The sequence below is a fragment of the Streptomyces sp. NRRL S-37 genome, from assembly GCF_000721605.1.
Lineage (GTDB): Bacteria > Actinomycetota > Actinomycetes > Streptomycetales > Streptomycetaceae > Streptomyces.
On record NZ_JOIZ01000035.1, the window covers coordinates 1 to 15,055 of the forward strand.

Annotated in this window: 12 protein-coding genes; 4 read left to right on the forward strand and 8 right to left on the reverse strand. The window is 71.2% G+C overall.

The window, feature by feature from the left end; translation table 11 throughout:
* Positions 1 to 271: 271 nt before the first annotated feature.
* From IH50_RS0134620 to thyX, 3 genes are all read right to left on the reverse strand, one after another.
* A complete protein-coding gene (locus IH50_RS0134620) occupies positions 272 to 1,957 on the reverse strand; it encodes a ribonuclease J (RefSeq protein WP_030871692.1) in 1,686 nt (561 codons plus the stop codon).
* A gap of 153 nt (positions 1,958 to 2,110) precedes the next feature.
* Complete coding sequence (gene dapA, locus IH50_RS0134625; RefSeq protein ID WP_030871695.1) at positions 2,111 to 3,013, reverse strand: 4-hydroxy-tetrahydrodipicolinate synthase; 903 nt, start codon at positions 3,011 to 3,013, stop codon at positions 2,111 to 2,113.
* A 210-nt stretch (positions 3,014 to 3,223) separates the two neighbouring features.
* The gene (gene thyX, locus IH50_RS0134630; RefSeq protein WP_030871696.1) at positions 3,224 to 3,964 is read right to left on the reverse strand and encodes an FAD-dependent thymidylate synthase; all 741 of its coding nucleotides are present in this window, start codon (positions 3,962 to 3,964) and stop codon (positions 3,224 to 3,226) included.
* Between the two features lie 221 nt (positions 3,965 to 4,185).
* Between thyX and IH50_RS0134635 the strand changes: the two genes are divergently transcribed.
* Entirely contained in the window at positions 4,186 to 4,425 is a 240-nt protein-coding gene (locus tag IH50_RS0134635; protein WP_030871699.1) for a hypothetical protein, read from the forward strand.
* A gap of 113 nt (positions 4,426 to 4,538) precedes the next feature.
* Positions 4,539 to 5,096, forward strand: coding sequence for a hypothetical protein (locus IH50_RS0134640; RefSeq protein ID WP_030871704.1), 558 nt, complete (start codon positions 4,539 to 4,541; stop codon positions 5,094 to 5,096).
* 32 nt (positions 5,097 to 5,128) lie between these two features.
* Here IH50_RS0134640 and IH50_RS0134645 read toward each other — a convergent pair whose 3' ends face one another.
* The 5 genes from IH50_RS0134645 to rpsO form a co-directional block, all read right to left on the reverse strand.
* On the reverse strand, positions 5,129 to 5,572 hold the full coding sequence (locus tag IH50_RS0134645) for a hypothetical protein (protein ID WP_030871707.1): 444 nt from the start codon (positions 5,570 to 5,572) through the stop codon (positions 5,129 to 5,131).
* A 14-nt stretch (positions 5,573 to 5,586) separates the two neighbouring features.
* Entirely contained in the window at positions 5,587 to 6,339 is a 753-nt protein-coding gene (gene dapB / locus IH50_RS0134650; protein ID WP_030871710.1) for a 4-hydroxy-tetrahydrodipicolinate reductase, read from the reverse strand.
* A gap of 144 nt (positions 6,340 to 6,483) precedes the next feature.
* A complete protein-coding gene (locus tag IH50_RS0134655; RefSeq protein ID WP_030871712.1) occupies positions 6,484 to 7,863 on the reverse strand; it encodes a M16 family metallopeptidase in 1,380 nt (459 codons plus the stop codon).
* Positions 7,860 to 10,079 (reverse strand): polyribonucleotide nucleotidyltransferase, encoded by a 2,220-nt coding sequence (locus tag IH50_RS0134660; protein WP_030871714.1) that lies wholly within the window; start codon positions 10,077 to 10,079, stop codon positions 7,860 to 7,862. Before IH50_RS0134660 ends, IH50_RS0134655 begins: the two co-directional genes overlap by 4 nt.
* Positions 10,080 to 10,370: 291 nt before the next feature.
* The gene (gene rpsO, locus IH50_RS0134665; protein WP_004924725.1) at positions 10,371 to 10,658 is read right to left on the reverse strand and encodes a 30S ribosomal protein S15; all 288 of its coding nucleotides are present in this window, start codon (positions 10,656 to 10,658) and stop codon (positions 10,371 to 10,373) included.
* 269 nt (positions 10,659 to 10,927) lie between these two features.
* On the opposite strand from rpsO, the gene IH50_RS0134670 reads away from it, so the two are divergent.
* Both IH50_RS0134670 and IH50_RS0134680 read left to right on the forward strand, forming a co-directional pair.
* Positions 10,928 to 11,227: a DUF397 domain-containing protein gene (locus IH50_RS0134670; protein WP_030871717.1), complete on the forward strand. Its 300-nt coding sequence runs from the start codon at positions 10,928 to 10,930 to the stop codon at positions 11,225 to 11,227.
* A gap of 372 nt (positions 11,228 to 11,599) precedes the next feature.
* Positions 11,600 to 15,028 (forward strand): SCO5717 family growth-regulating ATPase, encoded by a 3,429-nt coding sequence (locus tag IH50_RS0134680; RefSeq protein WP_078914201.1) that lies wholly within the window; start codon positions 11,600 to 11,602, stop codon positions 15,026 to 15,028.
* The last annotated feature ends 27 nt before the right edge of the window (positions 15,029 to 15,055 follow it).

Below are 15,055 nucleotides of genomic sequence, written 5' to 3' on the forward strand. Positions count from 1 at the left end.
CGGTCTTGCGTTTCCGACTCTATCAGATCTTTCCGATCCGATTTCCTCGGTGCTTTCCGGGGTTCCGCTTCCGCGTTTCCCTTTCCGGCGGTTCCGACTTTATCAGAGATTCTGAGTCGGATTTCCCCTCCCCTGCCGGGCGACGGTTCCGACGCACGAAGTGGTCGGGTGCCCGATCGGGAGGAGTCGTAAACGTACTGGAGCGGGGCGCCTCGATGCAAATCGAGGCGCCCCGCTCCTGGTTCGCTCGTCCGTGCGGTCCGGCGGACCGTCAGACCTCCACCACCACGGGCAGGATCATCGGCCGGCGCCGGTAGGTGTCGGAGACCCACTTGCCCAGCGTGCGGCGGATGAGCTGCTGCATCTGGTGGGGTTCGACGACGCCGTCCTGGGCCGAGCGCTCCAGCGTCTCCGTGATCTTCGGGATCACCTCACCGAAGGCGGAGTCCTCGATACCGGAGCCGCGGGCCTGGACATGGGGGCCGCCCGTGATCTTGCCGGTGGACGCGTCCATGACGACGAAGACCGAGATGATGCCCTCGTCGCCGAGGATCTTGCGGTCCTTGAGCGCGGGCTCCCCGACATCACCGACGGAGAGGCCGTCGACGTAGACGTATCCCGCCTGGACCTTGCCGGAGATCTTGGCCTTGCCCTCGACGAGGTCGACGGCGACGCCGTCCTCGGCGATGACGATGCGGTCGTGCGGGACGCCGGTCAGGGCGCCCAGTTCGGCGTTGGCGCGCAGGTGGCGCCATTCGCCGTGGACCGGCATCAGGTTCTTCGGACGGCAGATGTTGTAGAAGTACAGCAGCTCGCCGGCCGAGGCGTGGCCCGAGACGTGGACCTTGGCGTTGCCCTTGTGGACGACGTTGGCGCCCCAGCGGGTCAGGCCGTTGATCACGCGGTAGACCGCGTTCTCGTTGCCGGGGATGAGCGACGACGCCAGGATCACCGTGTCGCCGTCGACGATGCGGATCTGGTGGTCACGGTTGGCCATCCGGGACAGGGCGGCCATCGGTTCGCCCTGGGAACCCGTGCAGACCAGGACGACTTCGCTGTCCGGCAGGTCGTCCAGGGTCTTGACGTCCACGACCAGGCCCGGCGGGACCTTGAGGTAACCGAGGTCGCGGGCGATGCCCATGTTGCGGACCATGGAGCGGCCGACGAAGGCGACCCGGCGGCCGTACTCGTGTGCCGCGTCCAGGATCTGCTGGATGCGGTGGACGTGGCTGGCGAAGCTGGCCACGATGATCCGCTTGCGGGCACCGGCGAAGACCTGGCGCAGGACGTTGGAAATGTCGCGCTCGGGCGGGACGAAGCCCGGGACCTCGGCGTTCGTGGAGTCGGCGAGCAGAAGGTCGATGCCTTCCTCGCTGAGCCTGGCGAACGCGTGCAGGTCCGTGAGGCGGTTGTCCAGCGGGAGCTGGTCCATCTTGAAGTCGCCGGTGTGCACCGCCATGCCGGCGGGCGTGCGGATGGCCACGGCGAGCGCGTCGGGGATGGAGTGGTTGACGGCGATGAACTCGCAGTCGAAGGGGCCGATGCGCTCGCGCTGTCCTTCCGCCACCTGGAGGGTGTACGGGCGGATGCGGTGCTCCTGGAGCTTCGCCTCGATGAGGGCGAGGGTGAGCTTGGAGCCGATCAGCGGGATGTCCGGCTTCTCGCGCAGGAGGAAGGGAACGCCGCCGATGTGGTCCTCGTGGCCGTGCGTGAGGACGATGCCCTCGATGTCGTCGAGGCGGTTCCGGATGGACGAGAAGTCCGGCAGGATCAGGTCGATTCCGGGCTGCTCCTCCTCGGGGAAGAGGACTCCGCAGTCGACGATCAGCAGGCGGCCTCCGTACTCGAAGACCGTCATGTTCCGGCCGATCTCGCCGAGACCGCCGAGCGGGGTGACGCGCAGGCCGCCTTCGGGGAGCTGCGGGGGCGGGCCGAGTTCAGGATGCGGATGACTCAAAAGACTCTCCTCAAACACGCGCGCCACGTACCGGTGGGGCACGTGGCGCGCATGACGTTCGTGCAGAAGCAGTTGTCGTATGGGGTGCGGGCACCGGCGGCCCGCTTATTCAGTTGTGAAGTCCGTCTGCGCGAGCGGTCGCGCGAAGTCTGGTTACTGGAGTTGTACCCCGCCGGCGGCAAGATCGATCTTGAGCTGCTCGATCTCTTCCGGCGTGCACTCGGCCATGGGGGCGCGCAGGGGTCCGGCGGGGAGGCCCTTGAGGGCGAGCGCCGCCTTGGTGGTCATCACGCCCTGGGTGCGGAACATGCCCGTGTAGATGGGGAGCAGCTTCTGGTGGATCTCGGTGGCCTTCTGGACGTCTCCGGAGGTGTACGCCTCGACCAGGGCGCGCAGCTCGGGGGTGACGAGGTGGCCGACGACCGAGACGAAACCGACCGCTCCGATGGAGAGCAGGGGCAGGTTCAGCATGTCGTCGCCGGAGTACCAGGCGAGGCCGGAGCGGGCGATGGCCCAGCCGGCGCGGCCGAGGTCGCCCTTGGCGTCCTTGTTGGCGACGATGCGCGGGTGCTCGGCGAGACGGACGATCGTCTCCGTGCCGATCGGGACGCCGCTGCGGCCGGGGATGTCGTAGAGCATGACCGGCAGCCCGGCGGCGTCGGCGACGGCCGTGAAGTGCCGGTAGAGGCCCTCCTGCGGGGGCTTGTTGTAGTACGGGGTGACCACCAGGAGGCCGTGCGCGCCGGCGCGTTCCGCGGCGCGGGCCAGTTCGATGCTGTGGTGGGTGTCGTTGGTGCCGACCCCGGCCACGACCTGGGCACGGTCGCCGACCGCCGCCACGACGGCCCGTACGAGATCCGATTTCTCCGCGTCGCTGGTGGTGGGGGACTCGCCGGTGGTGCCGTTGATGACCAGGCCGTCGTTGCCTGCGTCCACCAGGTGGGTGGCGAGCCGCTGTGCGCCGTCGAGGTCGAGTGCGCCGTCCGCCGTGAAGGGCGTGACCATGGCGGTGAGGACCCGCCCGAAGGGGGTCTGCGGAGTGGAGGTCGGAGCCATGGGTTACACGCTACTCGCTGCTCAGGCCGGGGTCTTCCCTCGGGGGAGGCGACAGGCTGGGACAAAAGGGGGACCCGGCACTGCCTGCTCGGGGGTTCAGGCAGTACCGGGCCCGTTTGATCAGGCTAGATGAACTTCACGAAATGCCGCAATACGGACACTTCGCCAGGTTGAACCGTACATCTGTGCTCGCGGGCCTGAGCTGCGGTTCTACGGGGCCACTCGCCCGTTGGCGTTGAAGGCGGCGTACGTGAGCGGCATGAGACGGGCCCATTCGGCCTCCATCTTCTCGCCGACCATCTCGATCTCACGCTGCGGGAAGGACGGGACCTTCGCCAGCTCGTGCTGGGTGCGCAGGCCGAGGAAGTGCATCAGCGAGCGGGCGTTGCAGGTGGCGTACATCGAGGAGTACAGGCCGACGGGGAGCACCGCGCGGGCGACCTCGCGGGCGACGCCGGCGGCGAGCATCTCCTGGTACGCCTCGTACGCCTGCCGGTAGGAGTCCTCCATGGCGCGGCCGACGAGCTCCTGCTGGGCCGGGGTGCCCTCGACGAAGCGGTACTTGCCGGGGCGGCCCTCCTGGATCAGCTTGCGGGACTCGTCCGGGACGTAGAAGACCGGCTGGAGCTCCCGGTAGCGGCCCGACTCCTCGTTGTACGACCAGCCCACGCGGTGCCGCATGAACTCACGGAAGACGAAGATCGGGGCGCTGATGAGGAAGGTCATCGAGTTGTGCTCGAAGGGGCTGCCGTGCCGGTCCCGCATCAGGTAGTTGATCAGACCCTTGGAGCGCGCGGGATCCTTGTCCAGCTCGGCCAGGGACTGCTCGCCGATGGTCGAGACGCGGGCGGCGAACAGCACGTCGGCGTCGGACGCGGTGTGCTTGACCAGCTCGACGGTCACATCGCTGCGGAAGTCGGGCTTGAGGTCGTCGGCGGGGGTGTCGGTCACGGCGTGGGGGATCCTTCCATCACGTCTCTCGGGCGGCGCCCACTCTACGGCGCGGCACCGACAACGGGGCCTTCGGCGCCGACAGGCGACATACGGCGGTGAACGGTGGTGAACAGCGGCGAACTTCTGCGAATTCGGTGAAAGTGGGCACCTCTCGGGGCTGTCGTTCGTCTGTGGTGGTGACAGTGATTCGTTCGACACACGAAGGAGACGTGCACCAGATGTCCGGTCGGCGCGAACCCGTACCGTTCGCCTTTGTCGCCGAGGCCGACAGTTTCCGCAGCAATGTCACCCCGCCGCCCCGTGAGCGGGCCTCCGTCGGCCAGCTGGCCGGACGCTGGCTGCTGGGGCTCACCCTCGTGGCCGGGCTGGTGGGCTCCCTGGTCATCGGGATGCCGGCGATGTCGTCCGATCCTTCGGGGGCGGGGACACAGCAGTCACAGGCGTCCGAAGGGCGCTGAGCCGCCCGGGCCGTGGCCACCGGCTCCGTCCGGACCCCGAGGGTGGTGACCGGCGGCACGGATCGATAGCCTCACCGGGCACTGCTGACGCATGGATCGAGTGAGGACCCGTCGTGCCCCTGCCCTTCCTGACGGCCGACCGCGCTTTCGACACGGCGGACGATGTCGCCCTGCCGTACGACGACCGGGACCGCTGGCGGCGCCCGTACCGTCCCGGACCGTGGCGGGTGGGGGCGGCGGCGCTCCTGCTGCTGCTCGCGTCGTTCGTGCTGTTCGCGGCGGTGATCATCGCGGCGACGGCGACGCCGGCGTCCGCCGGGACGGTCTTCGCCATCGCCCTGGTCGGCGTCGCCTGCGCGCTGCGGCTGCTGCGCATGGGTGTGTGGGTGAGCTCCCGGGGGCTGCGCCACGTGGCCTTCGTGAGCACGCGTACGACGTCCTGGGAGCAGGTCGTCTCCGTGCGCACGGTGCAGCAGCCGGTGCGCTGGCTGGGGCTGCCCCGGACGGTGCAGGGGCAGGGGCTGGTCCTCGTCCGGCGGGGGCGTTCGGCCGATTCGCCGGCGCCGCTGCTGACCTCGCACAACGCGGACTTCCTGGGGCGGGACCAGATCGCCTTCGACCGGGCGGCCGACACCGTGGAGGCGTGGGCCGCCGAGTACCGGCGCGACTGAGCGCGCGGGCCCCGGCCCCGGGGCCCGCGCGTTCAGTGAGAGGTCTTGTGCAGGGCGATCGCCCGCTGCATCGCCTTGCGGGCGCGAGGGGTGTCGCGGGCGTCGTGGTAGGCGACGGCGAGCCGGAACCAGCTGCGCCAGTCGTCGGGGGCGTCCTCCGTCTCGGCCTTGCGGCGGGCGAAGACCTCGTCGGCCGAGTCGCGGTCGACCCGGCCGCTGGGCAGCCGCTTCAGCTCGTCGACGGGCAGGCCTCCCTCGGCGTCGAGCAGGGCGGCGAGCCGGTTGGCGTCGCGGACGAACTCGGTGTTCTTCCACAGGAACCAGACACCGATGACCGGCAGGATCAGCACCGCCACGCCGAAGGTGACGGTGAGGGGCGTGCCGGCCTCGATGAGCAGCACGCCACGGCTGCCGACCAGGACGAAGTAGACGACCAGGACGGCGGCCGTGATGGCGTAGGAGATCTTCGCGCGCATGGCTCGGCTCGGGCTCAGTTCAGGTCGAGGAAGTGTTCCAGGCCGAAGGTCAGGCCGGGAGTGGTCACCACGCGGCGGGCGCCGAGCAGGATGCCGGGCATGAAGCTGCTGTGGTGCAGGGAGTCGTGGCGGACGGTGAGGGTCTCGCCCTCGCCGCCGAGCAGGACCTCCTGGTGGGCGAGGAGTCCGCGCAGCCGGATCGCGTGCACCGGGACCCCGTCGACGTCGGCGCCGCGGGCGCCGTCCAGGGCGGTGGCCGTGGCGTCCGGGGCGGGCGCGCTGCCGGCCTGACGGCGGGCCTCGGCGATGAGCTGGGCGGTGCGCGTGGCGGTGCCGCTGGGGGCGTCCACCTTGTTCGGGTGGTGCAGCTCGACGACCTCGACGGACTCGAAGTACGGGGCGGCGATCTGCGCGAACTTCATGGTGAGGACCGCGCCGATGGAGAAGTTCGGCGCGATGAGCACGCCCGTCTTCGGGGACTGCTCCAGCCAGCCCCTCAGCTGCGCGAGGCGGTCGTCGGTCCAGCCGGTGGTGCCGACCACGGCGTGGATGCCGTGGCGCACGCAGAAGTCGAGGTTGCCCATGACCGAGGCGGGGGTGGTCAGCTCCACGGCGACCTGGGCGCCGTTCTCGGCGAGGGTCTCCAGCTTGTCGTCCCGGCCGAGGGCGGCCACCAGCTCCATGTCGTCGGCGGCCTCGACGGCCCGTACCGCCTCGGAACCGATCCGGCCCTTGGCACCGAGGACCGCCACGCGCAGCTTGCTCATGTTCCTTGTTTCCTTACCGGGAGGGGTCGGGGCCTGTCGTTACGGATCCTGCCGCGGACGCGGGGTCTGGCACACACCGGACCCCGCTCACCGACGTCGGCCAGGCGCCGTCGATTTCCTGCGACCTGATCCGGACATCAGACCCTAGGCGACGGCGTCGTGCAGACGGGACGCCTGCTTGTCCTTGAGCGGGCCGATGACCGACAGGGAGGGCCGCCGTCCCAGGACGTCGCGGGCGACCGAGCGGACGTCGTCCGGGGTCACCGAGGCTATCCGGGCCAGCATGTCGTCGACCGACATCTGCTCGCCCCAGCACAGTTCGCTCTTGCCGATACGGTTCATCAGCGCGCCGGTGTCCTCGAGACCGAGGACGGTGGAGCCCTTCAGCTGGCCGATGGCGCGCTCGATCTCGTCGTCGGGCAGTCCGTGCTCGGCGACCTGGTCGAGTTCGTCGCGGCAGATCTTCAGCACGTCGTGCACCTGGGAGGGCCTGCAGCCCGCGTACACGCCGAACAGGCCGCAGTCGGCGAAGCCCGAGGTGTACGAGTACACGCTGTAGGCCAGTCCGCGCTTCTCCCTGACCTCCTGGAAGAGGCGGGACGACATGCCGCCGCCGAGGGCGGTGTTCAGCACGCCCAGGGCCCAGCGCCGCTCGTCGGTGCGGGACAGGCCCGGCATGCCGAGGACGATGTGCGCCTGTTCCGTCTTGCGGCCGATGAGCTCGACCCGGCCGGCGGTGCGCAGCGCGCGGCTGCCGCCGCGCGGGGCGATCGGTTCGGCACCGGTGTTCCTGAGGGCGCCGGCCTTCTCGAAGGCGGCCCGGACCTGGCGTACGACCTTGTTGTGGTCGATGTTGCCGGCGCAGGCGACCACGAGGTGGGTCGGGTCGTAGTGCTTCTTGTAGAAGCGGCGGATGCGGTCGGCGGTGAGGGCGTTGACCGTGTCGACCGTGCCGAGGACGGGGCGGCCGAGAGGGTTGTCGCCGAACATGGTGTGCGCGAACAGGTCGTGCACGCAGTCGCCCGGGTCGTCCTCGGTCATCGCGATCTCTTCGAGGATGGCGCCGCGTTCGACGTCGACGTCCTCCTCCTGGATCAGCGAGCCGGTCAGCATGTCGCACACCACGTCGATGGCGAGCGGCAGGTCGGTGTCGAGCACGCGCGCGTAGTAGCACGTGTACTCCTTGGCCGTGAACGCGTTCATCTCGCCGCCGACGGCGTCGATGGCGGAGGAGATGTCCAGGGCGGACCGGCGGGAGGTGCCCTTGAAGAGCAGGTGCTCCAGATAGTGGGTGGCGCCGTTCAGGGCCGGGGTCTCGTCGCGGGAGCCGACGTGGGCCCAGATGCCGAAGGTCGCCGAGCGGACCGAGGGCAGCGTCTCGGTGACGATGCGCAGGCCACCGGGAAGGGTGGTCCTGCGGACCGTACCGATGCCGTTCTCGCCCTTGATCAGGGTTTGGGTACGGGCGACGGCCCGCGCCTCCGAGGAGGTGCGGGCCGTCGCCTTGGAGCTACGGGACGTCACTGGTCGGCGTCGTCCTTCTTGTCCTCGGAGCCTTCCTCGCCCTCGATCACGGGGATCAGGGAGAGCTTGCCGCGGGAGTCGATCTCGGCGATCTCGACCTGGACCTTCTGGCCCACACCGAGGACGTCCTCGACGTTCTCCACGCGCTTGCCGCCGGCCAGCTTGCGGATCTGCGAGATGTGCAGCAGACCGTCCTTGCCGGGCAGCAGGGAGACGAACGCGCCGAACGTGGTCGTCTTGACGACCGTGCCCAGGTAGCGCTCGCCGACCTCGGGCATCGTCGGGTTGGCGATGCCGTTGATCGTGGTGCGGGCGGCCTCGGCGGAGGGGCCGTCGGCGGCACCGATGTAGATCGTGCCGTCGTCCTCGATGGTGATCTCGGCGCCGGTGTCCTCCTGGATCTGGTTGATCATCTTGCCCTTGGGGCCGATGACCTCGCCGATCTTGTCGACCGGGATCTTCACGGTGATGATCCGCGGCGCGTTGGGGGACATCTCGTCCGGCGTGTCGATCGCTTCCATCATCACGTCGAGGATGTGGAGGCGGGCGTCACGGGCCTGCTTGAGGGCGGCGGCCAGGACGGAGGCCGGGATGCCGTCCAGCTTGGTGTCGAGCTGGAGGGCGGTCACGAACTCCTTGGTGCCGGCGACCTTGAAGTCCATGTCGCCGAAGGCGTCCTCCGCACCGAGGATGTCGGTGAGGGTGACGTAGTGCGTCTCGCCCTCGATCTCCTGGGAGATCAGGCCCATGGCGATACCGGCGACGGGGGCCTTCAGCGGCACACCGGCGTTCAGCAGCGACATGGTGGAGGCGCAGACGGAGCCCATGGACGTCGAGCCGTTGGAGCCGAGGGCCTCGGACACCTGGCGGATCGCGTAGGGGAACTCCTCGCGCGTCGGCAGCACCGGCACGAGCGCGCGCTCGGCGAGGGCGCCGTGGCCGATCTCGCGGCGCTTCGGGGAGCCGACGCGGCCGGTCTCACCGGTGGAGTACGGCGGGAAGTTGTAGTTGTGCATGTAGCGCTTGCGGGTCACCGGGGAGAGGGTGTCCAGCTGCTGCTCCATGCGGAGCATGTTGAGGGTGGTGACGCCCAGGATCTGGGTCTCGCCACGCTCGAACAGCGCCGAGCCGTGCACGCGCGGGATGGCCTCGACCTCGGCGGCCAGGGTGCGGATGTCGGTGACACCGCGGCCGTCGATGCGCTTCTTCTCCTTGATGACGCGCTCACGGACCAGGGACTTGGTCAGCGAGCGGTACGCGGCGGAGATCTCCTTCTCGCGGCCCTCGAACTCCGGCAGGAGCTTCTCGGCGGCGAGCGCCTTGACGCGGTCCAGCTCGGCCTCGCGCTCCTGCTTGCCGGCGATGGTCAGCGCGGAGGCGAGCTCCGGCTTGACGGCGGCGGTGAGGGCCTCGAGGACGTCGTCCTGGTAGTCCAGGAAGATCGGGAACTCGCCGGTCGGCTTGGCCGCCTTGGCGGCGAGGTCGGCCTGGGCCCGGCAGAGCACCTTGATGAAGGGCTTCGCGGCCTCCAGACCGGCGGCGACGACCTCCTCGGTCGGCGCCTCGGCGCCGCCCTCGACCAGCTTGATGGTCTTCTCGGTGGCCTCGGCCTCGACCATCATGATCGCGACGTCGCCGTCCTCCAGGGTGCGGCCCGCGACGACCATGTCGAAGACGGCGTCCTCGAGCTCGGAGTGCGTCGGGAACGCCACCCACTGGCCGTTGATCAGCGCGACGCGGACGCCGCCGATCGGGCCGGAGAAGGGCAGGCCGGCCAGCTGGGTGGACGCGGAGGCGGCGTTGATCGCCACGACGTCGTAGAGGTGGTCGGGGTTGAGCGCCATGATGGTGGCGACGACCTGGATCTCGTTGCGCAGGCCCTTCTTGAAGGACGGGCGCAGCGGGCGGTCGATGAGGCGGCAGGTGAGGATGGCGTCCTCGGAGGGCCGGCCCTCGCGGCGGAAGAAGGACCCGGGGATGCGGCCCGCGGCGTACATCCGCTCCTCGACGTCCACCGTGAGGGGGAAGAAGTCGAGCTGGTCCTTGGGGTTCTTGGAGGCGGTGGTGGCCGACAGCACCATGGTGTCGTCGTCCAGGTAGGCCACGGCGGAGCCGGCGGCCTGGCGGGCCAGGCGGCCCGTCTCGAAGCGGATGGTGCGGGTGCCGAAGGAGCCGTTGTCGATGACGGCCTCGGCGTAGTGGGTCTCGTTCTCCACTAGCGTTTTCTCCGTTACTTTGTCGTCTTTACGTCCCGCTTCGCCCGTGTGGCGGGGGGACGGGGGCGGAGAAGCGCTCCACTGGTGCGGGCCGGTCTTCGATCGAAGCTCCCGGGATTCACCCTCCCGGGGGCCACTACCGAGGACCGGCGGCGGCGAGGTGCGCTTCTCCTCGTGCGTCGTTCGTACCTATTGCGTTGTGCTACCACACTACAAAGGTGCGGTGACAGTCCGCACGTACAGCAAAGGGAGCGGCCCCCTTTCCCCGGGAACCGCTCCCTTCACGGCGTCTTACTTGGCGCCCGCCGCACCGCGGCGGATGCCGAGGCGGTCGACCAGCGCGCGGAAGCGCTGGATGTCCTTCTTGGCGAGGTACTGCAGCAGCCGGCGGCGCTGACCGACCAGGATGAGCAGACCACGGCGGGAGTGGTGGTCGTGCTTGTGGGTCTTGAGGTGCTCCGTCAGGTCGGAGATCCGACGGGAGAGCAGAGCGACCTGGACCTCGGGGGAGCCGGTGTCACCCTCCTTGGTACCGAACTCGGAGATGATCTGCTTCTTCACTGCGGCGTCGAGCGACACGCGTACTCCTCATAGTCTGTGAGAGGCCACCGAGTGCCCCCGGTCTTCTTCTCGGGGGGTCTTCCATGACTCGGAAGGCAGGGATCCGCTGGGCGCGGCCTCCGGAGCGAGCCCGCTCCGGGGGTGCGTACACATACGGCCGTCACTCAGCGTACCAGGCTGTAGCGGGGCCCTTTCCCCCGGTCCGCCGAACCGGCCGAGCCGGACGTCGCAGGCCACTAGGGTGAGCGCTCGGATCAGTTCACACGTCGGGAAGGGGTCGCTGCGGCATGGCGGAGACGGCTGAGGAGATCAAGGCGCGCAAGGAGCGGGAGAGGGACGAGCTCTACGCCCTCGACATCTCCGGTGTCGAGTGGCACAGCGCGCCGGGCACCGAGGAGCACGAGGAGCGGGTCGAGATCGCGTACCTTCCCGGCGGTGCCGTGGCCATGCGGTCCTCGCTCGACCCGGACACGGTGCTGCGGTACACGGAGGCGGAGTGGCGGGCCTTCGTGCTGGGGGCGCGGGACGGCGAGTTCGACCTGGAGCCGGCGCCGGACGACGGAGGGCCCACCGCGGCCTCCGAGTGATGTGGAGATGTGGCAACGGGCGGTACGCGTGCGTGCCGCCCGTTGGCCTGTGCGTCAACGGGCGTATGTCCGGGGCGGGTTGATGATGTCATGCGCGTGATGGACCGAGTGGTCGGCCTGTTGACCGTTGCATGAGTGTTGAGCGAGTTTGCCCACTTAAGTAGCTAAATCTGTACGGCTCTTGCCCGTGAGACGTGGGGCGGAGCAACCCGTGCCGAGGGGTGGGCGGGGCTGACGGGGTGGGGCTACTGGTGATTAGGCTGGTACCCGGCGCGACGCCAGAACCCGCGAACCGGGCCCCGGCGTCCTACGGGGAGGGCACATGGTCGCCCCCAGCACGCACGAGGGTGCTCGACCACACCAGGAGGAACTGTGAGCAGCGATCGGGACGGGACGCGCGGGGGCTGGGCGACACCCGGCGATGACCAGCCCGACGCGGAGTCCGCCATCGAGACGACGGGCGAGTTCACCATCGACTACGCGCCGCCGGCCTGGTACACGCAGAACGCTTCGGGGAGTTCGGAGTCGGGGGCGTCGTCCGCCCCGTCGCCCTCCGGTTCCTCGCCCGCTGCTCCGGCTCCCTCCCCTCATGCGCCCGTTCCGCCGCTGCCGGGGCTGACTCCGCCGCCGCACGCGGTGGGGGCGGCGGGGCCGTCGGCCCTTCCGGCGCAGCCGCCCGCGCCCGCGCCGGGGGCACCCTTCACTCCGCCCGCGCCCGCACCCGCACCGGGCGCCCCGTTCACGCCTCCGGCGCCCGCGCCCGCCGCGCCGTTCACGCCGCCCGTGCCGCCGTCCGGGGGGCCGGTGGCCGTGCCGAGGCTTCCGGTGGGGAGCGGGTTCGAGCCGCAGCGGCCGGAAGCGGAGAAGGAGTCCGAGGAGTCGGGGGCGGCTTCCCCTTCGGCCGTGCCGGACATCCCGGTCGGTGGGTTCCAGGCCGGCAACGGTGATCTGGAGAGCGGTGCGACGATCCGCTTCTCCGCCTCCGCGCTGACGCGGGAGATCGCGGAGCGCGAGGCGGAGGCCGAGGCGGACGCGAAGGACGAGGCCGGGGCCCGGACGGGCACGGAGGACGAGAACGAGGCCGGGACCGGGACCGGGACCGGGACCGGGACCGGGACCGGGACCGGGAGCGGCACAGAGGATGAGGACGAGGCCGGGGCCGAGGCGCGGCTGGAGCCGTCCGCCGGTGAGGACGGGACCGACGACGGCGCCGGGAGCACCGCGGAGGTGTCCGGCACCGCGGTGAGCCCGTCGGACGCCGGCGAGGCCGAGGCGGCGTCCGGTACGTCCGACGAGCGTGAAGCCGGCGAGGTCTCCGACTCGGAGGACGTCGCACCTGAGGACGCCGAGTCCCCGGTGACCGACGGGGAGGACGACGCCGCGCCGGCGGAGCCGGAGGCCGAGCCCGAGGACGCGGTGCCCGCCGAGGACGTGCCGGTGACGGACGAGCCGACGGCCGTCGAGCCCGAGGACGCCGAGCCGGTGAACGACGCGGTGCCCGCCGACGCGGCTCCCGCGAAGGCCCCTGAGGACAGCACGCCTCAGGATGCCGTCCCGGCCACGCCCGACGCCCCGCCCGCCTGGACTCTCCCGGCGCCGCAGGACGCGCCCCCGGCGCCGTCGGCGTACCCCGCCGCCCCGGCACCGGCCGGCCAGTGGCCCGCGCAGCCGCAGCAGGCGCCCGCCCAGCCGGCGGGCGCGCAGCCTCAGCCCGCGGCAGCGCAGGACCAGCCGGCCGTCCCTGCCCAGCAGCCGCCGTTCCAGCCTCAGGCGCCGCAGCCCGCGCCCGCCGCCTGGAACCCGCCGGCCGCCGCCCCGCAGGCGGGGTACGGCTTCCCCCAGCCGGGTGCCGCCCCGACGCCCCCGGCCCAGCCCGCCGGCGCCCCCGGTGGGGCGAGCCCACAGGCCGGGTACGGCTTCCCGCAGCCCGGCACCCCGCCCACCTCGGCACCCGACACCCCCGCCGGCTACGGCTTCCCCCAGCCGGGCGCGGCTCCCACTCCCCCGGCCCAGCCCGTCGGCTACGGCTTCCCGCCCGCCGGTGCCCCCGGTCCGGCGACCCCTCAGCCCGAGGCCGCCCTCGCATCCAGCCCACAGGCCGACTACGGCCTCCCCCAGCCCGGCACGGCAGTCCCGCAGCAGCCCGGCACTCCGCCCGCCCCGGCGCCGGGCACCCCGGCCGGCTACGGCTTCCCGCAGCCGGGCGCCGCCCCGACGCCGGCTCCGCAGCCCGGCGCGGCGGCCCCGCAGCCCCCTGCGCAGCCCGGCACCCCGGCGCCCGACGCCCCCGCCGGCTACGGCTTCCCCCAGCCGGGCGCCGCCCCCACTCCTCCGGCCCAGCCCGCCGGCTACGGCTTCCCGCCCGCCGGTGCCCCCGGCGCGGCGGCTCCCCAGCCCCCGGCGCAGCAGCCCGGGAGTGCTCCCGCTCCCGGCGCGCACGCCGGTTACGGCCTCCCTCAGCCCGGCACGGCGGTTCCGCAGCAGCCCTTCGGGCAGCCCCAGCCCGGCACCCCGCCCGGGCCCGGCCCTCAGGCCGGTCACGGCTTCCCCCAGCAGCCGCCCGTCGATCCGCGTACCGGGGCCGCCTGGCCGCAGCCCGTCCAGCACGACCAGCGGCAGCCGACCAATCCCGGTGCGGCGCCCCTCGGTTACACCGCCGCCGTGGAGCTGTCCTCGGACCGGCTGCTCAACAGCAAGAAGCAGAAGGCGAAGAGCAGCCGTCCCGCGGCCGGCGGTTCGCGTTTCAAGCTGGGCGGGAAGAAGGAGGAGGCCGAGCGGCAGCGGAAGCTGGAGCTGATCCGTACGCCGGTGCTGTCCTGCTACCGCATCGCCGTCATCAGCCTCAAGGGCGGCGTCGGCAAGACGACCACGACCACCGCCCTGGGCGCCACCCTCGCCACCGAGCGGCAGGACAAGATCCTCGCGATCGACGCCAACCCGGACGCCGGTACGCTCGGCCGCCGGGTGCGGCGCGAGACCGGGGCCACCATCCGCGACCTCGTCCAGGCGATCCCGTATCTCAACTCGTACATGGACATCCGGCGGTTCACCTCCCAGGCGCCGTCCGGTCTGGAGATCATCGCCAACGACGTCGACCCGGCCGTGTCCACGACGTTCAACGACGAGGACTACCGGCGCGCGATCGACGTGCTCGGCAAGCAGTACCCGGTCATCCTCACCGACTCCGGTACGGGTCTGCTCTACAGCGCCATGCGCGGCGTGCTGGACCTCGCCGACCAGCTCATCATCATCTCCACGCCGTCCGTGGACGGTGCGAGCAGTGCCAGTACGACGCTGGACTGGCTGTCCGCGCACGGGTACGCGGACCTCGTCTCGCGGTCCCTCACCGTGATCTCCGGGGTGCGCGAGACCGGCAAGATGATCAAGGTCGACGACATCGTGGCGCACTTCCGGACCCGGTGCCGGGGCGTGCTCGTCGTGCCGTTCGACGAGCATCTGGCCGCGGGTGCGGAGGTCGACCTCGACATGATGCGGCCGAAGGTGCGGGAGGCCTACTTCAACCTCGCGGCGCTGGTCGCCGAGGACTTCGTACGGCATCAGCAGTCGCACGGTCTGTGGACCTCCGACGGCAACCCGCCGCCGGTCGCCGCCCCGCCGCTGCCGGGCCAACCCGTTCCGGGCCAGCCCTTCCCCGGCCAGCCCATGCCCGGTCAGGCCGTCCCCGGTCAGCCGGGCCCGTACCCCCAGCAGCCGCAGCCCGGACAGCCCCCGGCCCAGCCCGGCCACCCGTACCCGCAGGTCCCGGGCCGGCCCTATCCCCCTCACCCCGGCCCGCAGTAAGGCCCCGCACCCGAGCGGCCCCTTTCG

What these genes read in the sequence shown, in the direction of transcription:
- IH50_RS0134635 (WP_030871699.1), top strand. Translation starts at nt 4,186, where the DNA reads ATGTCCGGTCGGCGCGAACCCGTACCGTTCGCCTTTGTCGCCGAGGCC.
- IH50_RS0134645 (WP_030871707.1), bottom strand. Translation starts at nt 5,572, where the DNA reads ATGCGCGCGAAGATCTCCTACGCCATCACGGCCGCCGTCCTGGTCGTC.
- dapB (WP_030871710.1), bottom strand. Translation starts at nt 6,339, where the DNA reads ATGAGCAAGCTGCGCGTGGCGGTCCTCGGTGCCAAGGGCCGGATCGGT.
- dapA (WP_030871695.1), bottom strand. Translation starts at nt 3,013, where the DNA reads ATGGCTCCGACCTCCACTCCGCAGACCCCCTTCGGGCGGGTCCTCACC.
- IH50_RS0134670 (WP_030871717.1), top strand. Translation starts at nt 10,928, where the DNA reads ATGGCGGAGACGGCTGAGGAGATCAAGGCGCGCAAGGAGCGGGAGAGG.